26 protein-coding genes are annotated in these 24,657 nt (G+C 61.6%); 14 read left to right on the forward strand and 12 right to left on the reverse strand.

Going from position 1 to position 24,657, the window contains the following annotated elements; all coding sequences use genetic code 11:
• Positions 1-208: 208 nt before the first annotated feature.
• Both ACMGFL_RS08740 and ACMGFL_RS08745 read right to left on the reverse strand, forming a co-directional pair.
• Positions 209-838: an RAD55 family ATPase gene (locus ACMGFL_RS08740; protein WP_436935153.1), complete on the reverse strand. Its 630-nt coding sequence runs from the start codon at positions 836-838 to the stop codon at positions 209-211.
• Between the two features lie 59 nt (positions 839-897).
• Positions 898-1,563, reverse strand: coding sequence for a MinD/ParA family ATP-binding protein (locus ACMGFL_RS08745; RefSeq protein WP_436935154.1), 666 nt, complete (start codon positions 1,561-1,563; stop codon positions 898-900).
• Between the two features lie 84 nt (positions 1,564-1,647).
• Between ACMGFL_RS08745 and pyrB the strand changes: the two genes are divergently transcribed.
• Together pyrB and pyrI are read left to right on the forward strand one after the other, a co-directional pair.
• Positions 1,648-2,562, forward strand: coding sequence for an aspartate carbamoyltransferase (gene pyrB, locus ACMGFL_RS08750; protein WP_436935155.1), 915 nt, complete (start codon positions 1,648-1,650; stop codon positions 2,560-2,562).
• Positions 2,559-3,020 carry an aspartate carbamoyltransferase regulatory subunit gene (gene pyrI, locus ACMGFL_RS08755; RefSeq protein WP_436935156.1) on the forward strand — a complete coding sequence of 154 codons (462 nt, stop codon included), beginning with the start codon at positions 2,559-2,561 and terminating at the stop codon, positions 3,018-3,020. The genes pyrB and pyrI overlap by 4 nt, the downstream gene beginning before the upstream one ends.
• A gap of 40 nt (positions 3,021-3,060) precedes the next feature.
• On the opposite strand, the gene ACMGFL_RS08760 is transcribed toward pyrI, so the two are convergent.
• Positions 3,061-3,666 carry a cupin domain-containing protein gene (locus tag ACMGFL_RS08760; protein WP_436935157.1) on the reverse strand — a complete coding sequence of 202 codons (606 nt, stop codon included), beginning with the start codon at positions 3,664-3,666 and terminating at the stop codon, positions 3,061-3,063.
• Positions 3,667-3,834: 168 nt separating this feature from the next.
• Between ACMGFL_RS08760 and ACMGFL_RS08765 the strand changes: the two genes are divergently transcribed.
• Entirely contained in the window at positions 3,835-4,647 is an 813-nt protein-coding gene (locus ACMGFL_RS08765; RefSeq protein WP_436935158.1) for an aldo/keto reductase, read from the forward strand.
• A 12-nt stretch (positions 4,648-4,659) separates the two neighbouring features.
• On the opposite strand, the gene ACMGFL_RS08770 is transcribed toward ACMGFL_RS08765, so the two are convergent.
• On the reverse strand, positions 4,660-5,676 hold the full coding sequence (locus tag ACMGFL_RS08770) for an FKBP-type peptidyl-prolyl cis-trans isomerase (RefSeq protein ID WP_436935159.1): 1,017 nt from the start codon (positions 5,674-5,676) through the stop codon (positions 4,660-4,662).
• A 53-nt stretch (positions 5,677-5,729) separates the two neighbouring features.
• On the opposite strand from ACMGFL_RS08770, the gene cyaB reads away from it, so the two are divergent.
• The 3 genes from cyaB to ACMGFL_RS08785 all read left to right on the forward strand — a co-directional run bounded on the left by cyaB (position 5,730) and on the right by ACMGFL_RS08785 (position 7,588).
• The gene (gene cyaB / locus ACMGFL_RS08775) at positions 5,730-6,365 is read left to right on the forward strand and encodes a class IV adenylate cyclase (protein WP_436935160.1); all 636 of its coding nucleotides are present in this window, start codon (positions 5,730-5,732) and stop codon (positions 6,363-6,365) included.
• 47 nt (positions 6,366-6,412) lie between these two features.
• Positions 6,413-7,264 (forward strand): HD domain-containing protein, encoded by an 852-nt coding sequence (locus ACMGFL_RS08780; protein WP_436935161.1) that lies wholly within the window; start codon positions 6,413-6,415, stop codon positions 7,262-7,264.
• A 93-nt stretch (positions 7,265-7,357) separates the two neighbouring features.
• On the forward strand, positions 7,358-7,588 hold the full coding sequence (locus tag ACMGFL_RS08785; protein ID WP_436935162.1) for a hypothetical protein: 231 nt from the start codon (positions 7,358-7,360) through the stop codon (positions 7,586-7,588).
• 8 nt (positions 7,589-7,596) lie between these two features.
• On the opposite strand, the gene ACMGFL_RS08790 is transcribed toward ACMGFL_RS08785, so the two are convergent.
• From ACMGFL_RS08790 to ACMGFL_RS08800, 3 genes are read right to left on the reverse strand one after another with little or no spacing between them, the layout of a single operon-like run.
• Positions 7,597-8,031 (reverse strand): hypothetical protein, encoded by a 435-nt coding sequence (locus ACMGFL_RS08790; RefSeq protein WP_436935163.1) that lies wholly within the window; start codon positions 8,029-8,031, stop codon positions 7,597-7,599.
• A gap of 56 nt (positions 8,032-8,087) precedes the next feature.
• Positions 8,088-9,263, reverse strand: coding sequence for a 5-(carboxyamino)imidazole ribonucleotide synthase (locus ACMGFL_RS08795; protein ID WP_436935164.1), 1,176 nt, complete (start codon positions 9,261-9,263; stop codon positions 8,088-8,090).
• A 54-nt stretch (positions 9,264-9,317) separates the two neighbouring features.
• On the reverse strand, positions 9,318-11,162 hold the full coding sequence (locus ACMGFL_RS08800; RefSeq protein ID WP_436935165.1) for a flippase activity-associated protein Agl23: 1,845 nt from the start codon (positions 11,160-11,162) through the stop codon (positions 9,318-9,320).
• A gap of 82 nt (positions 11,163-11,244) precedes the next feature.
• On the opposite strand from ACMGFL_RS08800, the gene ACMGFL_RS08805 reads away from it, so the two are divergent.
• From ACMGFL_RS08805 to thyX, 7 genes are all read left to right on the forward strand, one after another.
• Entirely contained in the window at positions 11,245-11,976 is a 732-nt protein-coding gene (locus tag ACMGFL_RS08805) for a hypothetical protein (RefSeq protein WP_436935166.1), read from the forward strand.
• Between the two features lie 73 nt (positions 11,977-12,049).
• Positions 12,050-12,631: an NADPH-dependent FMN reductase gene (locus ACMGFL_RS08810; protein WP_436935167.1), complete on the forward strand. Its 582-nt coding sequence runs from the start codon at positions 12,050-12,052 to the stop codon at positions 12,629-12,631.
• Positions 12,632-12,718: 87 nt separating this feature from the next.
• Entirely contained in the window at positions 12,719-13,198 is a 480-nt protein-coding gene (locus ACMGFL_RS08815; RefSeq protein WP_436935168.1) for a hypothetical protein, read from the forward strand.
• A 50-nt stretch (positions 13,199-13,248) separates the two neighbouring features.
• Positions 13,249-14,277, forward strand: coding sequence for a lysylphosphatidylglycerol synthase domain-containing protein (locus tag ACMGFL_RS08820; RefSeq protein WP_436935169.1), 1,029 nt, complete (start codon positions 13,249-13,251; stop codon positions 14,275-14,277).
• 44 nt (positions 14,278-14,321) lie between these two features.
• The gene (locus tag ACMGFL_RS08825) at positions 14,322-14,585 is read left to right on the forward strand and encodes a hypothetical protein (RefSeq protein WP_436935170.1); all 264 of its coding nucleotides are present in this window, start codon (positions 14,322-14,324) and stop codon (positions 14,583-14,585) included.
• 87 nt (positions 14,586-14,672) lie between these two features.
• The gene (locus ACMGFL_RS08830; protein WP_436935171.1) at positions 14,673-16,754 is read left to right on the forward strand and encodes a DHH family phosphoesterase; all 2,082 of its coding nucleotides are present in this window, start codon (positions 14,673-14,675) and stop codon (positions 16,752-16,754) included.
• 95 nt (positions 16,755-16,849) lie between these two features.
• Positions 16,850-17,593: an FAD-dependent thymidylate synthase gene (thyX, locus tag ACMGFL_RS08835; RefSeq protein WP_436935172.1), complete on the forward strand. Its 744-nt coding sequence runs from the start codon at positions 16,850-16,852 to the stop codon at positions 17,591-17,593.
• Positions 17,594-17,702: 109 nt separating this feature from the next.
• Here the strand turns inward: thyX and ACMGFL_RS08840 are convergent, their stop codons facing one another.
• The 5 genes from ACMGFL_RS08840 to ACMGFL_RS08860 all read right to left on the reverse strand — a co-directional run bounded on the left by ACMGFL_RS08840 (position 17,703) and on the right by ACMGFL_RS08860 (position 23,562).
• Positions 17,703-18,785: an ABC transporter permease gene (locus tag ACMGFL_RS08840; RefSeq protein WP_436935173.1), complete on the reverse strand. Its 1,083-nt coding sequence runs from the start codon at positions 18,783-18,785 to the stop codon at positions 17,703-17,705.
• Positions 18,782-19,903, reverse strand: a complete 1,122-nt coding sequence (locus ACMGFL_RS08845) for an ABC transporter permease (RefSeq protein WP_436935174.1) — start codon at positions 19,901-19,903, stop codon at positions 18,782-18,784. Before ACMGFL_RS08845 ends, ACMGFL_RS08840 begins: the two co-directional genes overlap by 4 nt.
• Complete coding sequence (locus ACMGFL_RS08850; RefSeq protein ID WP_436935175.1) at positions 19,900-21,477, reverse strand: ABC transporter ATP-binding protein; 1,578 nt, start codon at positions 21,475-21,477, stop codon at positions 19,900-19,902. Before ACMGFL_RS08850 ends, ACMGFL_RS08845 begins: the two co-directional genes overlap by 4 nt.
• Before the next feature lie 51 nt (positions 21,478-21,528).
• The gene (locus tag ACMGFL_RS08855; RefSeq protein ID WP_436935176.1) at positions 21,529-22,638 is read right to left on the reverse strand and encodes a BMP family lipoprotein; all 1,110 of its coding nucleotides are present in this window, start codon (positions 22,636-22,638) and stop codon (positions 21,529-21,531) included.
• A 174-nt stretch (positions 22,639-22,812) separates the two neighbouring features.
• Entirely contained in the window at positions 22,813-23,562 is a 750-nt protein-coding gene (locus ACMGFL_RS08860) for a glutamine amidotransferase (protein ID WP_436935177.1), read from the reverse strand.
• A 108-nt stretch (positions 23,563-23,670) separates the two neighbouring features.
• Between ACMGFL_RS08860 and ACMGFL_RS08865 the strand changes: the two genes are divergently transcribed.
• A complete protein-coding gene (locus ACMGFL_RS08865; protein ID WP_436935178.1) occupies positions 23,671-24,648 on the forward strand; it encodes a sugar phosphate isomerase/epimerase family protein in 978 nt (325 codons plus the stop codon).
• The last annotated feature ends 9 nt before the right edge of the window (positions 24,649-24,657 follow it).

The raw sequence follows: 24,657 nt of genomic DNA on the forward strand, positions 1-24,657 counted from the left end.
ACTCCTCTCGCGACACCACGGAGAAAATCCCGACCGAGCGGGTCGGGCGGTTCAGTCCTCGAGGGCAATCTTGTACACGAGGACGATCGCGGCCAGTGCGGCAACCATGATGAAGGCTCGTTTCTTCGACATCAGTTGAAATAACGACACACTGGATTAAAATCTTTCCGGGGCAGGCAACACTCGGAGCGTCGACAGTGTGGACCGGTCAGGCGATATCGCGGCTGGTATCGATCGAGACGTCCTCGACCAGGTTGAGTTTGATCACGTCAGACGGTGCGCGTCCCCCGCGGAACTTCGGAATCGAGAGGCGATTGTCGACCTCGTCGCCTCTGATGTTCGTTTCGAGGTGGAAGACCACGTCGGCGAAGTGTTCGGTCGTATCGCGCAAGGGTGGGACACTGCGACCCTCCAGACAGTGCAGGATTGCGAGGCTGTTCGTGTTGAAGATGTGATTCTGCAGGTCGTTCATGAAACTCCGGAACCGGGAGGGGGGTTCCTGCGATTCCAGAACGTCCAGCGGGTCGACGATGAGATTCGACGTCTCGGGCAGTGCGCTGATGAGTTTCCCGGCGTTGTCAAGCGGCGCTTCCCCCGAGATGTGTCGGACTGTCGGGTCGCCCGTCTCGGCGGGCGTGTGCTCGATGCTGTCAGACACTGCCTCGGCAGTCCGGTTGAGCGACAGCCACAGCGTCCCACGCGTCGCGGTGAGTTCGTACAGAAATAGCTCGGCCTGACTGGACGGACTGGCCGACAGCGCGACCATGCTACCCGCTGGAAGCCCCCCGCCAAGCTTCCGGTCGAGCACATCGATACCAGTCCGTAGCCGGTTTGGCATCTCGTCACATCGTTTGTGCTACCATTCCGTAAAGATTCCGCCTCACTACGGGATATCGATCAGTCCGTCGGAAGTGTCGCCGCGAGTTGCGTCCAGACGGACTGCGTCCGTGGGTTCTCCAGTGGATCTCCTTCGACTGTCGGAACCCGTGCGCGGACTGGCGGCAAACAATCCTGCATCTCGACGCGTCGCTCACCTGAATCGGTGGTCTGACCGTCACGAAACACGGTTCCCACGGGGTCGGCGTCGAGTTCGCGTGCCACCGTTGTCGTCCGGGCCGCATCTTCCAGACACTGCGAGGACCCGGTCGTAACCACGAGTGTTGTCGTGGCATACCGAAGTGGACGGATCGCGTCCGGCCCCGCCCCTGCGGGACAATCGAGGATGACGGGGCCTGGCCAGCGACTTCGACGAGACCCGCGTCGAGTGCAGCCACCCCCGAGTGCATCCAGCGTACGCGCATAGTTCTCGCGGCTGCCAGCCGTGAGGACCGCGACACCCGGAAGCGTGGTTGACTGTCTGTAGACGCGTTCGATCGGTTCCCCGCGGGCCACCGCGTCGACCCCCGGTCCACGGTCCAGTTCTGCTGCGTGATGGATGTCGGGCATGTCAGGGTCGGCATCGACGACGAGCGGACGAGCGCCCCGGGTGGCGAGCGCGCTCGCGAGTCCGAGCGCTGTCGTCGTCTTGCCACAGCCACCCTTTCCGCCAGCGATGGCGATCATAGGCAGGGTGGCTCGGCTTCCGATATAAATATCAGGCTCGCGGTGTCGGGAGATTCAAGAGGGTTCGGGACAGGATTTTCACCGATGCGCCACGACCACATCACGAGCGCCAAACAGCTCTCGCGGGGCGATATCGAGACGGTACTCGACCGCGCGCGGGAGATCGCGGCCGACCCGTCGTCGTACGCGGACCGCCACGCTGGGGCGCTGCTTGGCCTGCTCTTTTTCGAGCCGAGTACGCGGACGAAGATGAGTTTCTCCGCCGCAATCAAGCGTCTGGGCGGCGACGTCGTCGACATGGGTCCGGTCGAGGCTTCGAGCGTCAAGAAGGGGGAGAGTCTCGCAGACACGGTCAGGGTCGTCGAGGGGTACGCAGACGCGCTGGTGCTTCGCCACCCCAGCGAGGGGTCGGCACAGATGGCCAGCGAGTTCGTCGACGTGCCGTTGATAAACGGCGGCGACGGGGCCGGACAGCACCCGACACAGACGCTGCTCGACCTGTATACGATCCGCGAGGCGGCGGGGCTCGATGACCTGACGATCGGGATCATGGGCGACCTGAAGTACGGGCGGACAGTTCACTCGCTGGCGTATGCCCTGACGAACTTCGAGACGAGCCAGTACTTCATCAGCCCGGAGAGCCTTCGCCTTCCACAGAACGTCCGCTACGATCTGGACGAGGAGGGCGCGACTGTCGAGGAACACACCGAACTGGATCCCGTACTCTCTGATCTCGACGTGCTGTATATCACCCGGATCCAGAAAGAGCGGTTCCCCGACGAGAGCGAGTACCGCAAGGTCGCGGGACAGTATCAAATCGACACGACGACACTCGACGCGGCGAGCGACGACCTGACCGTGATGCATCCGCTCCCGCGCGTCGACGAAATCGACCACGACGTCGACGAGACGAGTCACGCACAGTACTTCCAGCAGGCGCACAACGGCGTCCCCGTCAGGATGGCGCTGCTCGACCTGCTTCTCGGGGGTAACCAATGAGCGAACAGACCGAACTCCGCATCAGCAAGATCAAAGACGGCACCGTCATCGACCACGTCCCCGGCGGGCAGGCGCTGAACGTGCTGGCGATTCTCGGCATCGACGGCACGGGGACCGACGTGCTCAGCATCGCCATGAACGTCCCATCGGACCGACTCGGGCGAAAGGACATCGTCAAAGTCGAGGGGCGCGAACTCAGCCAGTCTGAAGTCGATGTCCTCTCGCTCATCGCGCCCGAGGCGACAATCAACATCGTCAGGGGCTACGAAGTAGTCGAGAAACACCGCGTCGAACGTCCACAACAGGTCACCGGAATCCTCCAGTGTCCGAATCAGCACTGCATCACGACGGAAGACGAACCGGTCGACTCGCAGTTCGAGGTACTCGAAGAGGGGGTCCGCTGTGTCTACTGTGATACGATCATTCGGGAGGATCTGGCCTCGCACATTCTGGGTTGACGCACGCGTCTGTCAGAGCCACATGATGGGCATGTCCGCGTTACTCTTCTGTACCGGTCGTCTCTCTGGAATACTGTGCTTCGTATCCAGCAAGTCGACCCACCGGAGCAAAAAGAGCGGAAAGACGCTTCTGGATGCTGACCGGAGCCACGGTCGGATACGCCGTCTCAGCCGGAAAGGCGTCGATCCATACTGCGATCTGTAATGGATCCGGTACTCCTTCCTCGTTGGTCTTTCCGGCCTGAGCCAAGGCGTACACGCTTTCAGCCCACGCTTCGGTCTGAAAGGCCGGACGTCGCTCCCACCTGACTCGGATCGGCCGGTCCGTCGGATTCCAGTGCCGATGCGGAACGTCCGACGGGAGAGTGGTCTCTTCACCCTCTTCGAGAATCTGTTCGTCGCCGTCCACCGCGATGCGAAGCTTGCCAGCTAACACTTTCCAGCGTTCCTCTTGTTCGGGATGCACGTGTTCGAAATCGTTATCCAGCCCCCATGGTTCGTGTGAAAGCTCTCTCGCTGCTGTCGGATCCGTGGAGGAGGGGTACATCGTGCTTTCGAATCGGACGAACTCGCCATCCGTTTCCGCAGCGTTGTCTCTGACGACGTGTGGGTTCAGTTCGGCTATGTTGCTGAATCCCTCGGTCATACCTGTCCATGTTAAATTCCATTCACTTGAATGTGTGTCTGCAATTACCACACGTCGGAGCGGGTTCCCAACCCGTAGCGATTGACTGACCGCAGAGACGTTTCCTGCGTCCGGTCATCACACGTTCCCGTGGCCAATTCCTATACATCTCACGCTCTTCCCGGAAGTATGGAGTATGAGACGCGCTGTGGCGAGAGTGTGCCGGTACTCGGACTTGGGACGTGGCAGATGGATTCGGACGTGGCCTACGAGTCGGTTTCGGCGGCGCTCGATATCGGGTATCGACACGTCGACACCGCGCAACTGTACGAGAACGAGGCGGGAGTGGGACGCGCAATCACGGACGCCGATCTCTCTCGCGACGAACTCTTTCTCACGACGAAGGTCAACCCCATGCATCGGACTATCGACGATATCGTCGAGTCTGTCGAGGAGAGCCTCACAGCACTCGGCGTCGACTCCGTCGACCTGCTTTTGATACACTGGCCGAATCCGATCGTTGATCTCGAGACAGTAATCACAGGACTCGAAGCCGCAGTCGACCGCGGGATGACCCGGCACATCGGGGTCAGCAACTTCGGAAAGAATCGCCTTCAGCGCGCGCAGGGAATCGCGAACGAACCGATATTCACGAATCAGGTGCTCTTTCACCCCTGGTGGCCACAGCGCGAACTCCTCCGGTACTGTCAGGACTCGGGCGTTCTGCTAACTGGCTATAGCCCGCTGGCAAACGGGGCCGCAATCGGTGACGACGTACTCGAAGCAGTCGGGCGCGCGTACGGCAAGACGGGCCCACAAGTCGCGCTCCGGTGGGCGACCCAACACGAGAACGTCGTGACGATTCCGATGTCGACATCGCGCGAGCACCTCGCAGAGAACGTGGACATCTTCGATTTCAAGCTCTCACGCGAGGAGCACGAGCGAATCACACGGCCGTCGCTGCTGCGGTCCGGGCGCGCCATGCTGCAAAGTCAACTCTGAAAAACGAGTCAGTTATTCGATTTCTTCCGCGAGTTCGTCGGCGTCCACGTCGGCCTCTTCGAGCGCCGCTTCGAGGTCACCGCCGCCCATTCCGCCGCCCATGCCGCCCATCATGCCGGGCATGCCCATGCCGCTACCGTCGATGACCTCCTCGATGACGATGCGGTCGATGCCGAGCAGATCGATGAGCTGTTGGCCGATCTGCTGTTTTTGCATCATCCACTGCTGGTTCATCGAGAGCTGGGGCGTCGCTTCGATGTACAGCGACTCCTTCTCCACCTCGACCTCTTCGGTTTCGGGTTCGCTCTCCTCGTCGTCGGCTGCTTCCTCGTCTTCCGCCTCGTCCTGTTCGACGATCTGTGTCTCGGTGACGGTGTCGGTCTCGAAGCGGATCTCCAGATCCAGATCGAGGAACATGTCGAGCAGGCCCTGTGCCATCTCGGTCCGGTCGTCGACTTCCTCGACAACTTCGTACTCGTACTCGATGTCCTCGCCAGCGAGCGGGTGGTTGAAATCGACGCGTGCGCGACCGCCGATGATCGTCTCGACGAAGCCCTGCTGGTTGTCGATCTGCACCTGTGCGCCCGGGTATCGGTCGTCTTCCGGAATCTTGTCCTTGCTGACCGTCTGGACTGCGTCTTCCTCGTACTCGCCGAAGGCCTCGGTGGCCGGAACCACGACTGATCCGGTGTCGCCGACGTCCTTGCCGATGATGTCGTCCTCGACGGACTCGAAGATGTGGCCCTCACCGAGTACGATCGTTCGCGGGGCGAACTCCTGGTCGGCGTCGACGTCTTCTTCCTCGGCGACTTCGGGGTCCGTGGTGTCAACCAGGTCCCCGTCCTCCACGGTGCGCGCGGTGTACGCGAGCCTGATGAAATCGCCCGCTGCGAGTCCACTTTCCTCGACTTCTTCGCTCTCTTCAGCCTCGCCCTCTGGCGTATTCTCCCCAGTTTCCTCGGCGTCCGGTTCCTGCTCCTCGACCTCGGTCGTGTCCGTGGTCTCGTCGTCTTCGGCTTCGTTGCTCATACCCTGTGGGTCAGTCGTAGTACTCTTAAGGACACCGTTTCGACATGGAACTCATGTACGAGGTCGAACTGAAGGTGCGGGCCGACCACGACCGCGTCCGGACGCGGCTGTCCGAATGCGGGGGGCAGTTTCTGGGGGCAGTCAGACAGGAAGACACCTACTATGACGCCCCCGACCGCGACTTCGCAGAAACCGACGAGGCGCTCCGCGTTCGGGCCGAATCAACACTTTCGACGGGCGGTTCATCCGACCGCTCTCACCGTGACGGCGACGCAGAGAGCGTCTTTCTGACATACAAGGGTCCGCTGGTCGACGCTGACTCGAAGACGCGCGAGGAGTACGAGATAACCGTCGAGGACGACGATGCCATCCGCGGTATCCTCTCCGGGCTTGGGTACGGACCCGCGGCGACGGTCACCAAGGAGCGCGAGCGCTACGAACTCGACGGCTGTACGGTCACGCTCGACCACGTCGCTGGAGTGGGTGAATTCGTCGAGGTCGAACTGGAGACAGCGGTGGCAAACACACAGGAGACAGAGGCGGCAATCGACGCCGCACGCGAGCAGGCAATCGAAATTCTCGACCGGCTCGGACTCGACGCCGACGACCAGATCCGAACCTCGTATCTCGGTCTCGTCCTCGCTGCGCGTGAGGAGGCTACTGGAGCTGACTCGACGACCGACGGGTGATATCACGACCGAGCAGCCTTTTGTTCGTCCGGGGCCTTTCACCAGTCATGGCAGACGACAGCGACGAGAGACGGGTGGCCGAGAGTCTGGAGGAAGACTCCAGTGCGGGGAACGGGCGCGTCTACGACCCGGACGACGACCACGCGTTTCCCGACGAGCGAGTCAACGACGTGCTGGCAGTCGTCGACGAGGACCCCGAGATAACTACCTACCTCGAAGCGCAGAACGTCAACCCTGTCAAGCGAAAGCGGTACAACGACCACGGGACGAAACACATCGAAATCGTCCGCAATCGGGCGCTCTGTCTCTACGACCTGCTCAAGCGTCAGGGCATCGAGTTCAACGGAGCGCGCCAGCAGGGCCTCGACGAAGCGGACGAGGCCGTCATCATCGCGCTCGCGGCGGTCCTGCACGACATCGGCCACGTGATCCACCGCGACGAACACCCCTACTACTCGCTCCCGCTTGCGGCCGACCTGCTCGACAGACTGCTCCCCGAGTTCTACGACGTCCCGGAGCAGGTCCGGGTGAAAGGAGAGGTGCTCCACGCGATTCTCTGTCATCACACCTCCGAGGAACCGCTCACGCTAGAGGCTGGTGTGGTTCGTGTCGCCGACGCGCTCGACATGGAGCGGGGGCGCTCCCGTGTCCCCTACGAGGAGGGTGGTCGCGGGATCAACACTGTTTCCAGTCAGGCCATCGAACGCGTCTCCCTCTCCGAGGGGGAGGAACGCGCCGTGCTGATCGAGATCCAGATGCGAAACGCCGCTGGCGTCTATCAGGTCGACAGCCTCCTGAAGGCGAAAATCAAGGAGTCGGGGCTGGAAGAGCATCTCCGTATTGTCGCGATCAACGCACACACCGACGAGGACCGGATCGTCGAGCGGATCGAACTGTAACTCGTCGAACGGTCGCCACGAAACTGGACCGAGCGACGAACCCCCGACAGATCAGGGGTACATTCAATAGCATCGATCGAGTTGTCTACCCACATGGGGACTGACGAATCGATTGACGACGTCGACGCCGAGATGGCCCTGGCGCTGGGACTGTTTGCGCTCAGCGACGCAACAGTCCACGAGGCCGCGACGCAGGCGGACGTCACGGGGTGGGAACTCGAACAGGCAATCGAACGCGCTGGACTCGCCGACACGTTCGGTATCGACACCGAGGCGGACGTGAGCAAGGAGATAGACAGCCTGCTCGACAGACAACTGGAGTAATCGTTCGCTCACGGCGTGAGATACCAGCCAAACAGTAAGGGAGAGACGAGCAACGTCAGCGGGACGGCGATCCAGACCTGTCCAGCGAAGACGTTGTACTGTCCGAGCGTCACAGACACCGGTGTACCCTCCACGTAGCCGACCAGAAACTCGAAGCCGACGGTCAGCACCGTCCACAGGACGCCGACGAGTACCAACTCTGCCCGGGCGTACGCGAGTGTCGTCCACTGAAAGTAGAGAAAGGAGACGACGAGGATGGCGGCGACGAGTAGCGCAGTACTGATGACGTGTCCGGCGTACTCCCCGACACGCGGGATGAGGACAGTCTCCCGGAGCCCGCCGTTGAGAACGGCGATAACCGCCAGCACGAGCCAGACCCCAAGCGGAGCGAGAAACACCTGCAAACGGATCGGTTGTCCGGTATCCAACAGCGGGAGCGACATTATGAGATCAGATCTGATTGGATCCGTCAAAATAGTGTGGGCCGACTCGGATACCGTCACTCCGTGAACGTCAGTCCGTCTCGAAGCGTGCGCACGTCCGCCAGAATATCTTCGGCCGATTCCGCATCGTCATCTTCGGCCGCGTCGTCACCGACGAGCGTGACGTGGCCCATCTTCCGGAGGCGATACACCTCGCGCTTGCCGTACCAGTGGAGGTGGGCGCGCGGCCGCTCGAAGACAGCCGTCTCGCCGGTTAGGGTCGCTCGCTGGCGCTTCTCGACGTCGCCCAGAATGTTCGTGGAGACAGTCGGAGCGCGCCGTTCGGTCGTGCCCAGCGGTCGCCCGGTCACGCCTCGGAGATGCTGCTCGAACTGGGAGGTGTGACAGCCCTCGATGGTCCAGTGCCCCGAGTTGTGCGGCCGGGGGGCAATCTCATTCAGGAGAATTTCCCCCTCGCTGGTCTCGAACAGTTCGACGCCGAAGACGCCGCGGCCCGAAAGCACGTCGAGCACGTCTCTGACCACCTCCTTCGCGCGCGCTCTGACTTCGGGCGTCGTCCGGGCGGGGCTGGCCGTCTCCCGGAGAATCTCCTCCTCGTGAATGGTCTCGGTCACGGGGAACGTGTCCACTTCGCCGTCACCGACCGCACCCATCACAGCCAGTTCGCGCTCGTAGTCGACGAACTCCTCGACCATCGCCGGGCCGTCGATAGCGGCGACGGCGTCCTCAACGTCCTCGGGCGAGTGGACGGGGACGTTCCCGCGCCCGTCGTAGCCCCCCTCGCGTGCCTTGAGCATCGCCGGATAGCCGAGTTCGTCGAGCGCGTCACGGAGTTGCTCGGCGGAGTCGACCTGACGGAAGGCCGGAACCGGAATTCCGGCCTCGCTGAGTCGGCGCTTCTGTCTGAGTTTGTCCTCGATGAGCCGCAGCGTCTCTGGGTGGGGGTGGACTGGTGTGTCGGTCTCCTCGCTGATCCGTTCGAGTGCGTCCGGGTCCGCGAGTTCGATTTCGTAGGTGAGATACGACGAGCGCTCTGCCAGCGCTCTGATCGTGGATTCGTCGTCGAACGCACCGACGATCTGATCGCTGACGACAGATGCGGCCGGGGCGTTTTGGGTCGGGTCCGAGACGACCAGATCGATACCCAGCGGCCCGGCCGCCTCACCGAGCATCCGTCCGAGTTGACCGCCGCCGACGACGCCGACGACTGTCTCGCCCGATGTGAGGGTCATACCACGATTTCCCGGCCAGCGAGTAAAGAAGCTCCCGATGTTCGGAGAGAGCGGTCAGTTCTCGACGAGGTCCTCGTGGACGAACACGTTGATCTCGTTTGCCCACAGACGAATCTCGTAGGACTGTTCGGTGTAGGACTCCCCGAGTCGGTCTCGCGGAACGGTGGTGTCCTGCGGGCTGGTGATGATGATCGGCGGCGGATTGGCATCGATTCGCTCTCTGAGGTCAGCAGCGTTCCGTTCGCAGGTTCCATCTGCTCCCGTCGCTGCGAGATACCAGTTCAGCGGCTGGGAGTCCGCCCACGAGGTACAGACCGGACGGACGTTCCACCGTGCGGACGCGTTCACCCCCGACAGGCGGACGAGCGAATCACCGCCCTCGAACGCCTCTCCGGTTTCGCCGTAGTAAAAGACGACCTCCGTTCGGTCCGGCGAGGCACTCGTACGAAGCTGTGATTCGAGCGGGCCAAGGTCGCTCGCTGGCTGGGCGAACTGCGCCAGCCCGTTGTCCCTGTCCTGGGGCTGTTGGTACACGTCAGAGACCACGACCACTCCGACAGCCACTGCCGCAATCGCGAGGACGACGGCGACGACTGCGACAGGCCTGATTTCCGCATCGTGAACCCCCTCGACGCCGCGGGAAAACAGCCACGCGAGTCCGACCGCGGCAGGGAGCGCAAGCGCGACCACGATGTGCGTCGAAATCCACGCCCAGTCGCCCTGAATGTGCGACCCGAGCGGGTAGCCGACGAACGAGGCCGCGCCGCAGTACGACAGGAACAACACGATTGGGCGCGCATCCGTCCGACGGTACCACTCGACGCCAAAGCCAACGGCAGCGAAGGCGATCAGGATCGGGGCGTACTCGGCCAGAAATTCTGCGTACCCGGCGACGAAGTCGAGATACTCGCTGAAGGTCGTCTCCTCGGACTGACTGAACCACTCCTCGAACCCGTCGACGGTCGAGCGAAGCGTCGTATCGACCAGTTTCGGTATCTTCGTCGGGGTGCGCAGTGCCTCCCACAGGCCGAGCGTGTCCGCTCCGCCCGGCGGTGCGTATCGTCCTTCGAGGCCGTTTCCTCGCGGGGCAAAGAGCGCGACGATAGCACCGAGAAACAGCACAATTGCGCCAGCGACGTGTCTGAGCGGGCGGAGCGTCTCCCAGAGTCCAGTCCAGCCCTGACGAACGACGGCCCGGACGCGGCCGCGAACCCCAGACGTGTCCGCGCGAGCGAGCGCGTGGACTCCGAGCAATCCGGTCGCGCCACCCCACGTGAGCACGTAGACGATGGCGTTTTCCTTCGAAGCAAAGCCGAGAGCGACGAAGAGAGCGGCCCCGTAGAGATAGCGGAGCCTGCGGGTGTCGGACAGTCGCACGAGCATGCCGAGGGCGGTGAACATGAACGCCGCGACCAGCACGTCGCTTCGCATGAACCGGCCGTAGTACAGCAGTACCGAATTGAAGGAGAGGACGAGCGCGAGCGCGACGACTTCGGCGCGGTCGAGATGTTCGCGGTAGAGGTACGCGGCCGCGGGCAACAGACCACCGACGAGTGCGACGGGCAGGCGAGCGGTGAAGTCACTGGTTCCGAAGGCGTCGAACAGCCACCGAGCGGCAATCTGGACGAACGGGCCGTGTTCCTCCCAGTGATAGGCAAGCGACCCTGTGTCGGCGTAGTACTGCGCCCAGTAGGCGACGCGGGCCTCGTCCCAGTGGGCAGACCGGCCGCCGAGCCAGACGAGACGGGCCAGAAGTGCCACAAAGGCAATCGCGAGCACGGCCGTGAGCAGGCGAACCTCGGACAGGCGCTTCAGCCACGATGTGAGCGGTTCCTGCCAGTCCGCGGTCCCATCAGACTCGACTGCATCCTCGTCTGACTCGCGCCGACCCTCGCTCATTAGTTGAGGGCTTTCGGCCCCGCGTAAGAACAGTTACGGTTTCTCCGACGTGTTCAATACGCGCGAGTTCTCAGATCCGGGTGTGATCGTCGTCGCGACGGAGGATTTCGAGGTCTATCACGAGGTGTTGGGGGAGTTGCGCGACCGCGATGTAACGTTCACGACGGTCGAACCCGGTGCGGAGTTGCCAGCGGCCACCTCTGTCCTGATCACGACGAACGAGGACGACCTGGAGATTCCGGAGGGAGTGACGCAAATCGAGACGACGTCCGATGCCGGACGGGCGGCGGTCGAGGAGGCGCTCGCTGCGCTCCGCGGTGAGGCTGGCAGGACCGTCATCGGGATCGACCCCGGCGAGAACCCCGGGATAGCGGTGCTTGTCGGCGAAACCGTAATCGCGACGTTTCAGGTCCCTCCAGAACGCGTTGCCGACGTCGTCCACGAGCAACTCGCAGACGAGTCGGATCCGCTGGTTCGGATCGGCGACGGAGCGCGTCTGATCGGCGCGCGCATCATCGACGACCTCGACGTGCCGGTCGAACTCGTCGACGAGACGGGAACGACGCCGTATCTCGGCGCTGGCGCTCGCGGCCTCGGTGACGTACTCGCGGCGGTCAACATCGCCCGGCGGGAGGGAGAGCGCGTCGAGTCACGCGAGGTCGACCCGACGCCGGGGGAGATCCAGCAGATTCGAGAGCGCTCCCGGGAGCGAAGCGAGCGCAATCGCGCGATAGACGGGGGGCTTGCACGACAGGTGGCGGTCGGGGAGTTGACGATCGACGAGGCGCTCGAAGAACACCGAACCGACGAGTGAATCGCGACCCACCGCTCCGATTGCCATCGATTGGACAGCCAGACATAACTGAACGCGGGATAAACCGGGAATCATGTCGACACCACCGACCGTCGTTGGGCTGTGTGGAAGTCTTCGTGACCGCAGTTACACGCGTCTCGGCCTCGAACGCGCGCTTGCGAGCGCGAACGAGCGCGGAGCCAAGACGCACCTGATCGACCTTCGTGAGTACGACCTCCCGATGTTCGACCCCGACAGCGGAACCGTTCCGGACGCGGACCGTCTCTGTGATCGGCTTCTGTCGGCTGACTCGATTCTGCTCGGCTCGCCGATGTATCACGGGTCCTACAGCGCACCGCTCAAAAACGCACTCGATTACACTGGCTTCGACGAGTTCGAGGAGACAACCGTCGGACTGCTCGGCGTCTCCGGCGGGAAGTTCCCGATCACCACACTCGAACATCTCCGTTCTGTCTGTCGGTCGCTGAACGCGTGGGTGTTGCCGCATCAGGCAGCGATTCCGAACGCCAGCAGCCAGTTCGAGGACGGTTCCTTCGTCGACGAGAGCATGGAAAACCGCGTCGCTGTCCTCGGTGAACGGGCCGTCGAGTATGCCCGCATCGAACCGGACCCCGCCTCGTTCGAGAGTACACAGAACGTCGGCGCTGACGATTGATTATCCCGCGGTGGCACATGTCTGTGACTAATTGCTCCATTACCCATCCTTATGCCTGGGGCCAGTGTATATCCGGCCGGTGAGATAATGGGCGAGTTCGATCCGGTTTCCTGGGACGTTCGAGAGGCCGCTCTCGGTCCCCCTGCACCCGAGGTAACGGCACTGGTCGAACAGATGCAAGACACGGTTCACGAGATGGACCCCTACGACGCAGTGAAGACAATCCACGACGCCCTATACGCAGACGACGTCGAGCGGACGGTCCCGAGCCTCGGAGAGCCGTTCATTACGGCGTATCTTCTCGAACAAAATGGGATTATCGACCCCGACGACGAGGCAGATGGAGCGTACCCGTCACTCGTCGACCGCCGCCCGTCAGACGAGCGGTTGCGAGAGCTATTCTGGGAGCGAGAACGAACGCTCTGGTGGATCGGACTGGTGACCGGTGTTCACCCATCGCTAGTGACGTACTGGTTCTACGAGGCGGATATTCCACTGATGGAGCGAAACTACGCGGACGAGTCGCTGGAACAGATACGGGAGTATCGAGACGCAACCGACAAATAACCAGGCGGCCCGCTGTCTATCAGACACCGCTGCGAACGAGGGGAACTAGCATGGAATTCAATCGACGACACGCTGTCGCCGGTGTGTTGGTCTGGGTGGCCGTCTTCGTACTCCTTGTCGCACTGGCTGGCCCGCGGGACTTCGTCGACGCTGTGACAGCGATATCGCGACCGCGATTTGCCACGATGGTGGCGCTGAACGCTCTCGGAACGGTCTGTATGGGGCTTACCCTGTACGTCGTTGCTCGCGGCGCTGGTCTCACGGTTTCTCCGGTCGAGAGTATCTTTCTGAACGCGACCGTCTCCCTGATGAAGCGATTCACGCCGCTCGGTCAGGCAAGCGGCGTTCCGGCCGGTGGGGCGATCATCTCGTGGTGGACGAAACAGCCCTTCGAGCGGAGTGTCGCGGCGATGTCGATGAAGGAGGTCGTCGCCTTCGTCCCGGGCATTCTGGTCTTTCTGTTCGGTGGGACCTACATCGTCTTCACCGACAAGCCAGTTCCGACACGGCTTCGGTCTCTCGCCGCGATTTTCAGTCTCGGCGTGGCTGGGTTCGTCATCGCTGTCGTTCTGGTGTACCGGAACCCAGCGGCTGCCCGAGAGGCGATCTATCGCGCGGTGTCCTCGCTGAATCGAGGGATAGCACAGATTCCACGCGTTCCCGAACTTGACGCAACCGAGATACAGACCAGAGTGGATCGCTTCTCGGAATCAGTAGGGCAGATTGTCTCGAATCGGTCGACTGTCACCGTCGCGTGTGCGCTCGCAACGACGGCGGTACTCACACAGGGCGCTCTGCTCTGGGTCGCACTCGCTGGCGTCGGCGTCGAGACTGCGCTCGCCGTGACGATCTTCGTCGTCCCGGTATCACTGCTTGCGTCTGCCGTCCCACTCCCGGGTGGGGGTGGTGGCATCGAGGGCACGCAAGTGTTGCTCCTTCTCGCGATGGTCGATGGGCACGAAGCCCAGATAGTCACGGCCGTCGCCGTCTCCCGCGGCCTGGTGTTCTGGACGCCAGTGGTCGTCGGATCGCTCACGCTAACTGGCATCCAAGTTCGGCGGTCGTTAGCGCGTGCCTGACCGGAGTGCCTGTCCTTATATCACCCCCGCTCGAAGCGGTGGATATGCTCACGATTGATCTCGACCAGTTCATGTTCGAACTGAAAGACGGCGCGCTTAAACACGTCGGCGCATCGAACAAGACGGCAACGGCGAAGCTCTACGACGTCGAAGCGGTCGACGCCCGGGAGTTCGGGGACGAGCGGGTGAAGCTCACGTTCGAGGACGGCGAAGGCAACGAAGTAGAGGTCGCAGTCGATCCGCCAGAGGCAAAATCGCTCGCACGGACGCTGGAATCGCTCGAAGAAGAAAGTGGTGTGTTCGAGTAGCGACTCCGAGATATCCGACGCGTTTCGACAATCGCTCCCGAACGTGTTTCGACAACCGTTTTAGGCCGGGTCTGCTTTCATCGTGTAATGAGTTCGTGTATCATCTGTGGTTCGTCTGCTGACGGCCGCGTCTGTGAGCTCCACGAGGAAGACGTCGTGTTCGAATTTCGCGGTGACCATCCCAACCAACTCACCCCGAATCGGTACTACCGCGGGACGGTTGACGGCTACGCCGAGTTCGGCATCTTCGTCGACATCGGGGACAGCATCACCGGACTGTTGCACAAGAGTGAGCTAGACCAGCGCCTCGACAGTATCGACCTGGAACCGGGCGACGAAGTGTTCGTCCAAGTCCAGAACGTCAGGGACAACGGGAACATCGACCTTGGCTGGTCGATACGGCAGTCCCGGTCTGACTTCCGTGGCGCGCTCGTCGACGACCCTGACGGCGAGGAGACAGTCATCAGCGACGACACCAGCGGCGAGGAACCTGTCACGCATACGCCCTCAGAGTCGACAGCGCAGACACAGACGGAACCAACTGACGAAGCCAGCGATTCAGCGAGCGACGAAGAATCTGCCGAGACGGCCGAATCGACGGAAGCGCCAGCCGAATCGCAGGCATCCGAAGCGGACGAGGAAGCGACGGCCGAATCACAGGCCGCAGAGTCAGCGACGGTCGACCGCCTCGAAGACCTGGTGGGCGACCGTGTTCGCCTCGAAGGTGAAGTCGTAAACGCGCGGCAGACGAGCGGCCCGACAATCTTCGAGTTGCGCGACGAGACGGGCACAGTCGAGTGTGCCGCCTTCGAGGAGGCAGGCGTTCGCGCGTACCCAGAAGTCGACGAGGGCGACATCGTCCGCATCGAGGGCCACGTCGAGCGGCGACGCGGCGAGTTGCAGGTCGAAACCGAAGCGCTCGTGATCCTCGAAGACGAGGAGCGAACGGAAGTCACCGAGCGAATGGAGGAGGCGCTCCTCGAACGTGCGCGACCGCAGACGCTCGAACCGCTCGCGGCGGACGAGGCAGTGGAGAGCACGCTCGACGAGATTCGGGACACGGCAGCCGCGATCCGTCGTGCAGTCATCGAGGGGCGTCCGGTTGTCGTCCGACACGCAGACACGGCCGATGGCTACGTCGGCGCGACCGCAATCGAGCGAGCGACGCTGCCGCTCATCAGAGAGCACCACCAGCAGGCCGACGCCGAGTACCACTACTTCGACCGGCGGCCGCTCGAAGGGTCCGTCTACGACATGAACGACGCCACGAAGGACGTGACCTCGATGCTCTCGAATCAGGACCGTCACGGTGAGAACCTCCCGCTTTTCGTCTTCGTCGCCGCGGGCGGGACCGAGGAGTCACTCGACGGGTTCGACCTGCTCGACGTGTACGACGTTCGGCGCGCTGTTGTCGACGAGCGCGAAATCGATTCCGGCGTCGCAGCGGCCGTGGACGTGCTCGTCAACCCCGTGAGTGAGACAACCGCGACGGCACTCGCCGCGAACGTCGCTGCACACGTCAATCCCGACCGACAGGGCGATATCGGACATCTGCCAGCGGTCAGCTTCTGGGAGAACGCCCCCGACAACTATCTCGAACTCGCTGCGGAGGCCGGATACGACGACCTGGACGTCGCGCGCCTCCGCGAGGCAGTCACGCTCGAAGCCCACTACCAGTCCTACGAGGACAAGCGCGAACTGATCATCGACCTGCTCTTCGCGGAGGAAGCAGAGGACCCGATGCGGCTTGCGACACACATCAGCGAGCAGTTCCGCAAGCGAATGGACACAGCCATCGAGACGGCGATGGCCAACCTCACCGAGCGTGAACTGAACGGCGAGACGGTGCTCGTGCTCGACACCGACGCCTACACCCACCGGTACGAGTTCCCGCCGAAGCCGCTCCTGCTCGACGAACTCTACCGACGCAACCGCGACTCGGCCACCGCCCTGCTCGGTGTCGACCGAGACGAGGCGTACATCCGAACCGACGCTGACATCGACGTGCGCGAACTCATCGAGCGAGCGAGCACGCACGCGCCGGGTGCTGGCCTCGATGCACGCGGCGCACGCGAGGGACGCGTCGAGTTCCTCTCGGGCGAGCGAGACCCTGCCCAGGAAGCGCTCCTCCAGGCGCTCGCGGACGAACTCTCCGCCGCCGCGGTCTGATACGGTCGACATCCGTTCTTTTGACGAGCAAGTCCGGAGTGGCAGCTCTGTGGAGACCAGCAGGTATTATCTACCTCCGGGCCGCCCTGCCGAGTATGGAAGTGACGCTACTGGAGTCGACGCCAGACCCCGAGCGACTCATCTGTCAGGCCGCCCGCAACGACTACATGGAGTCCTTCGTCGGTGAGACGGACTTCGACGACGTGATGGCCAGCATCGACGGCGACTCGCTCGACGAGCGCAAGGAGACGCTCATCGGTCACCTGCTCGAACACGGTCACTTCGGCCCGTTCGAGCATCCCCACGCGACGTTCGCAGTGAAGGGGATCAGCCGCTCCTGTATGGCACAGATCACCCGGCACCGACACGTCTCCTTCGACATTCAATCGATGCGCTACGTCTCCTTCGACGACGTCGACCCGGACGACGTTCGTGACGGCGAGATGGTCGTCGTTCCCCCGTCAGCGACGGACCCCGACTGGGTGGGACGCAATCAGGAGTCCGGTCCCGTCGACGACGAGACGGCCGAACGCCGGGAGGAACTGTTTCGGGAGACGATTGGCGACGCCTTCGAGTCCTATCAGGAACTGCTCGAACTCGGGATGCCGCCCGAGGACGCACGCTACGTACTCCCGATCGGAAGCAAGGTCAACATGGTCATGTCGATGAACGCACGGATGCTGATGCACGTCGCTGACATGCGCGCCGCCGCCGACGCCCAGTGGGAAATTCGAGAGATGACCGAGGAAGTGCTCGATATCGCGTCCGAGTGGTGTCCCATCACCTTCCAGTACTACGAACAGCACATGAAAAACCGGAAGAATCGCCTCGCACCGTAGTGGATTGGGTTACACATCGATTATCAATCAGCGTTGCGTGAACACGACAGACGTCTGGGGACGGTCTACCGTTCGATTTCGGCAAGCGAGAAACGTGAGTGAGTCCCGCTCAGGATTCGCTCTCGTAGGATTCGCCAACCTCCGAGGGCATCTGCGTCGTGCCATAGAGAGTGAGCACGACCAGTACGATGACGTACGGGAGCAGCCCAGTTAGCGTCGACGACAGGTCGATACCAACGGTCTGCAACTGGACCTGGAACATGTTGGCGCCGCCAAAGAGTATCGCAGCCAGAAAGGCACCGACCGGATTGTAGTTGCCGAACAGGTACGCGACGATAGCGATCCAGCCTCGGCCATCGACCATCGTCAGGCCACCGCCGACGAAACTGGTCGTAATACCGACGGCGAGGACTGCGCCGCCAAAGCCAGCGATCGCGCCGGAGAAGATCGTGGTCGCATATCTGACGCGGTTGACATCGACGCCCGCCGTATCGAGCGCCTCTGGGTTTTCACCTGCGGCCTGCACCCAGTAACCGTACCGCGTGTAGTACAGGACGTACCACGAGAGTCCGACGAGCAGGAACGTGAGCCACACCAGTGGAGACGTGTTGAAGAAGACCGTGCCGATGTAGGGGATCTCCGAGAGCGCTGGCACGTTGATCCGCCCGATTCGCCCGACTGGCGGGCTGGATTGGCTCCCCCAGATGATGACGGCGGTGAACGGACCGAACCCGAGACCGATGAACCAGACCGCCAGCCCTGCGACGATCTGGTCGGCATCGTAGCGGATCAGCAATATCGCAAAGATGGTGCTCATGACGATACTGATAAGCAGCGCGCCGGTGAGCCCGATCCAGATGTCCGACTGTGCTACCGTCGCGTTTTCGCCACCAGCGACGAGAAAGGAAATCGCGACGGCGTTCACCGCACCGAATATCATGAATCCCTCGAGGCCGATGTTGAAGACACCGCTTTTTTCGGCGTACAGTCCGCCGATCGCTGCGAGCGTTATCGGGACAGCAGCCCGAACAGTCCGCTCGAAGAACCCGGCGGTGAACACCCTGCCAGTTTCGATCCCGCTTATCTCCAGTGCGCCGACGACCACGACCAGAACAGCCAGGACAAAACCGAGTCGATAACGATTCTTGCGGGCAAACTCGGCAGATCCCTCGACGAGGCGAGTCCAGATCATTTGTCACCTCCGATATCGTAGAACCGCTTTGCACCCATCCGGAACAGCTCTGGAACCGCAACGAACAACACGATCAATCCAGTCACACCGTCGACGAGCTGTCCGGGGATATCCGTGGTGATACCGATAACTGACCCGCCTCTCGCGAGACCACCGAACAACAGGCCTGCCGGGATGACACCAAGCGGGTTGTTGGCGGCGAGCAGACTCACCGCGATTGCGTCGTACCCGTACGTGCTTATCCCGTTTGGATTGACGAACCCTTCGATGATCATGATACCGAGGATCGCGCCCGCCAGTCCGGCGATCATCCCCGAAAGCGTCATCGTTCCGACGATAGTTCGCTTTGCGTTCACACCCGAATAGTGGGCCGCTGCCTCCTGTTTGCCGCTCGTGATCATGTCGTAGCCGACCCTCGTTCTGGTCAGCAGATAATACATCAGGGCGACAGCTATCAACGCGATCAGGAGTCCGACCAACGAGAACGACCCTGAGGAAAAGAGTATCTGTGGGAAATCCGCATACTCCGGGAGCGAATCAGTTCGGGGCTCCTGAATCCCTTCTCCCTGAAACGGGCCCGTGAGCAGATACAGTCCGACGCCAAGGGCGATGAAGTTGAGCATGATCGTCGTGATAATCTCGTTCGCATCAGCGTAGGCTTTCAGAACACCCGGAAGCGCACCGTACAGCCCGCCGACGGTGATACCGACGAGCGTCCCGAGAACAATAAGTATCCAGCCGCCGAGCGTGTTTTCGGGCAACACGGGCGCGAGGTAGAGGATCGTCATCACGGACGCGAGACCACCGAGGACGAGCTGTCCGTGTACGCCGATGTTGAAGATTCCAGCACGGAATGCGACCGCCACTGCGACGCCCGCGAGGATGAACATCGTCGATTCGCGCAAGGTCAGCGCGATGCCGCGCTCGGAGCCGAAGATACCGTTGATCATCTCGGTGAGAAACAGCGAGGGGGAGTTCCCCGTCGCCGCGACGATTACGAGTCCGATCGCGAGCGCAAGCGTGGCGGACGCAATTGCGATGGCAACCCGTTCGAGCCCACCGGCAGCAGCCAGCCGTCGACCGAGACGCTCGATCCGCCCTGGCTGGGATTCGCTCATGTTCGACCACCACTTGTGACCGATTCAGACTCCTGCTGGTCGATCGTCTGACCAGCCATGAGCAAGCCGAGATCTCGCTCTGTCACCTGTTCCGGTTCGACGATGTCGACAATCTCTCCCTCGTACATGACTGCGATGCGGTCACACAGCTGTTGTATCTCCTCTAGCTTCGAGGAGACGAGCAGGATTGGCAGCCCGTTCGCACGCATGTCGAGCAGTTCCTGGTGAATGAATTCGATGGAACCGATATCGACCCCTCGTGTCGGATGCGAGGCGACGAGCAGGTTCGGCTCGTGGCTGAGCTCCCGCCCGACGACGAACTTCTGTTGATTACCGCCGGAAAACGACGACGCCTTCTTCTGTCTCTCGGGCGGCCGTACGTCGAAGTCGTCGATTATCGATTCCGCGTGTTCCTTGATCGTGTCCCAGTTCAGGAACCCTCCATTCGACAGCGGTGCCAGCGTCTGGAATCCGAGCAGGGAATTGTTCGTCAGGTCGTAGTCGAGGACCAGACCCTCTGCGTGGCGGTCCTCGGGGATATACGCGATCCCATCTTCGATCGCTTCTCGTCTGGTCGCGTTCGTGATATCCTCACCGCGAAAGCTGACTGTTCCGCCATCGATCGGGTGCAGGCCGGTGATTCCCTCGACCAGCTCCGACTGTCCGTTCCCCTGAACGCCCGCTATCCCGAGTATCTCGCCTTGCTGAATCTCGAACGAGACGTCGTTGACCATCTGCACCCCTCGCTCGTCGACCATCTCGACGGAGTCAACTTCGAGCACGGGGTCGCCAGTCGAGTGCGCTCGTTTCTCGTACTCGAAGATCACCTCTCGTCCGACCATCATTTCGGCAAGCTCTTCGGTCGTCGTCTCCGACACTGGAACTGTTCCAACTCGGGAGCCATCGCGCAACACTGTGATCTCGTCGGCGATCTGCATCGCCTCTTCGAGTTTGTGCGTGATGAACACGAGCGATGTCCCCTGGTCGCGAAGCTGGTGCATCAGGTCGAACAGCCGGTCGACTTCCTGTGGTGTCAACACCGCTGTGGGTTCATCGAGGATCAGTATCTCTGCGCCCCGATAGAGGCTCTTGACGATTTCGACGCGCTGCCGGATCCCCAGTTCGAGTTCGCTCACCTTCCGGTCGAGGTGTTCGTCCACGTCGAAATCGTACTGCTCGCAGATCGCTTCGATCTCCGTTCGCGCCTGAGCGGTATCGACGTGACCGCGGTTTGCAGGTTCGTGCCCGAGGACGATGTTCTGGAGTACAGTCATCGTCTCGACCAGCTGGAAGTGCTGGTGGATCATCCCGATACCTGCATCGATTGCATCCCGTGGGGAGTCAAATTCGCGCTCGGATCCAGTAACGGATACCGTCCCCTCGTCGCGGTCGTACAGACCGTAGAGGATGCTCATCAGCGTCGTCTTGCCCGAGCCGTTCTCCCCGAGTAACGCGTGTACCGTTCCCTGGTCTACCGTCAGGTCTATCTCGTCGTTTGCCACGACTGTCCCGAACCGTTTACTTATTCCACGCAGTTCTACGGCCGATCCACTGTCGTTATTCTGTGTTGACATACGTTCCGTCACTTACCTCGATAGAGTAATTTGCTCCAATAGACTGGTCGCTCAGTTTTCACAGCCGCCAGCGGTACACGGAACCTCGATATCGCCGTCTGCGATACCCTGTCGTGCATCTTCCAGATTCCCGGACAGTTCGTCCGGCATCTGGTCTTCGAATTCCTGTCCGATAATCAGATCCACAGCGTCTTCCTGCAGGCCGAGTACGTTGGCACCAGCGACGGAGTCGAAGTTGTCGTTGACCGTCGCAGTCGCGCAGTCGTAGGTTCCCTCGTCGATCTTCTTGATCGCTGAACCGATGATCACATCCGAGAAATCCGGAAGCGTGACAGACTGGTCTGCGTCCACGCCAATCGCAAATCGGTTTGCCTCCTGTGCCGCCTCGAAGATACCCGGTCCCGTCGCCGCTGCAGCGTGGTAGATAATGTCGGCTCCGGCCTGGTACTGTGACGAAGCGACCTGTTCTCCCGCCGCGGGGTCACCGAAACTGTTCGCGTATCCGCGCGATACCTCGACATCGGAGTTGACATACTCCACGCCAGCGACGTAGGCGCGCTCGAAGGCCCTGATGAGCGGAATTTCCTCGCCACCGACGAACCCGACGTGAGTGCCGTCGGGGTCAGTCGAACTCCCGTCGTGTTGCAGGTCGTACGTCGTCACCGTGCCAGCCTGCACGCCAGCCAGATACGACATCTCGTGATTGGCCCAGGTGTATCCCGCAACGTTTGGTTCGTCGACGCTGGCGTTGATCAGCATCCAGTTCGTGTCCGGATACTCCGGTGCATTCTCCTGGAGTGGTTCCGTATGCTGGAGTGAGACACAGACAACCAGGTCGTTTGACTCCGCCGCCTGGGCCTGTGTGTCGGGATACTGCGCAATATCAGTCTCCTCGATCTGGTTCAACTCGAAGTCGCTTTCCTCCTGTGCTCGTTCGAGCCCTTCGAGCGCGAGGTCGTTGAACGCTCGGTCGCCAAACCCGGAGTTGCTCGAAATGATCGCAATACTCAGTCCGTCGTCACCACCGCTGCCGAGACACCCGGCGACCGCTGTGGTCGTCAGCGCTGCGCCCGAAGCCAGTACTGATCGACGGCTTATCCGTGAAGAGGTGCTAGAGCGCTCTGTAACTGCGTCAGCTTTTTCTGGTTGCTGCTCTGCCATATCCTACTTTTACTCGGAACCAAGTAAAAAGGATTGTGGTGATTTATTCATGATAGATGCAAGTACAGAGAAACCAACAGTAGTATCGTATTTTTGTAAATAACAAGCTATAGTCGAGAGGAAACCAGACGAAAGTATGACGTTTGCGCTAGACACTGTCTATTCAGACTTGTATCAGCTCTGACCGTTCATATTTGAAAGGATCCAGTCCCACAGTTCCGGGAGGTGCTCCCATTCGAGAAATGACTGTGGTGCCCAGTGCTCGGCACAGTCTGTCGTGAAGGCGAATGCTCGGCCGGACCCGTACTCTCCGACGACTAAAAGTGGGTCGTCGTCGACGGTTGCCAGGACCGTGCCATCCTCAGCGGCGGTCACTCTGTTGTAGCCGAGGACATCCGGCCACCGGTCTGGTAGTCCGTCGATAGCCTGATTCGTCGGCGTGACACCTGCTGGACGTTCGATCCGGTCGTCGTGGTTCGAGATAGCGACCGGGAGCACGTCGTCGATAACCGTCCGACCGTACCCGGCCTGTCCGTTCTCGCCAGCGAAGCTCATGTACCCCCCGATCATCCCGAGCGCTCCGCCCGCCTCGACGTACTCAGCGAGCGCTCGCAACCGGTCCCCGTCGGTGTTTCCGGCAGCGACTGCAGGCGTCAACTGCAGCGACTGTGACCCGATGTCGCTCAAAATCACGAGGTCGAACTCGGAAAGCGCCGCGGCGGTGCGGGGAAACGATTCGTAGGCGACGTGGGCTGGCTGGTAGGTCACGTCCGCACCCGCGGCCTCGAGCGCAGCGATCAGGTACTCCCCAGCCTCCGTGTAGGAGCCACTCGTCGTCACGTCCCGTGCCTTGACGTACATTATAATCTCGTGCCAGGACTCCCCAGCGAGTAGCACGTTCATCGTGTTCACCTGCACCGTCATACCGAGCACGCCAACTAATAGACTTCGGGCACTCGGATCTGACAACGCTCACGAAATTGGGAGAAATAGTTATATCCGTCCGGGTCGAACATGTTGGTTTGTGATACCATGACAATGCAATTCGGATTACTCAGCGTGTCCTACAGCGGATTGTGGCACGACGGGCCAGGACTGTCGCTCGAAGAGCAGATCGAGAAGGCCGACGAGATGGGGTACGACGCGATATCGATCGAGACAAAGCGTCCGACAGCGTTTCCGCTCGACTTCGACGCGGAGGACCGACAGCGACTGAAGGAAACAGCAGACGACGCCGGGATCGACATCTGTGCGGTCGAAAGCATGTCGAACTTCGCGAGTCCGTACCACGAAGAGCGGGAGAACAACCTGGCGATGATGCACGACGTCCTCGAGTTCGCCGCCGATCTGGACGTCGACCTCGTGAAGGTGTTCCCCGCGTGGCCAGGTATCAAAGACGACCACGCGGAGACCGCCATCTACGGCGAGATGCCGATGCGGTCCCACTGGGAGACGCGATATCCAGGGACGGAGGACTATCGTCAGTGGAACCGGTGCGTCGAGGGGATTCGAGAAGTAGCAGACTGGGCGGCCGAACGGGACATCACACTGGCCGTGCAGAACCACCCGCCGGTGCTGGCTGGCGGCTACGAGGACGCCCTGCAGCTCGTCGAGGAGATAGACCGCGAGAACGTCGGGCTGTGTCTGGACGCCGTGCTGTTCTACGAGCGACAGAGCGACGAGTACATCCGAGAAGCGGTGCAGGCCTGTGCCGACCACATCGAACTGTCACACTACGGCGCCTGGAACTTCACCCGTCGCGACGGTGAGGTCGTCCAGACTCCCTCGCCGCTGTCCGGCGAACTCATCAACAACGAGGAGTTCGTCCGGCAACTCGATCGGATCGGGTACGACGGCTATCTTCTCTCCGAGTACTGTGTCCCCTGTATGGAAGACCACGAACTCCAGGGCATCGAGGCCATCGACGAGGCAAACGAGATGTCGCTTTCGTACATGGAAGCGATCCTGGAATCGGTTCAGTCGGAGGAACCCGTTCCCGCCGAAGATTAGCGCCTGCAA

The sequence above is a fragment of the Halovenus marina genome, assembly GCF_051414115.1.
Lineage (GTDB): Archaea > Halobacteriota > Halobacteria > Halobacteriales > Haloarculaceae > Halovenus > Halovenus marina.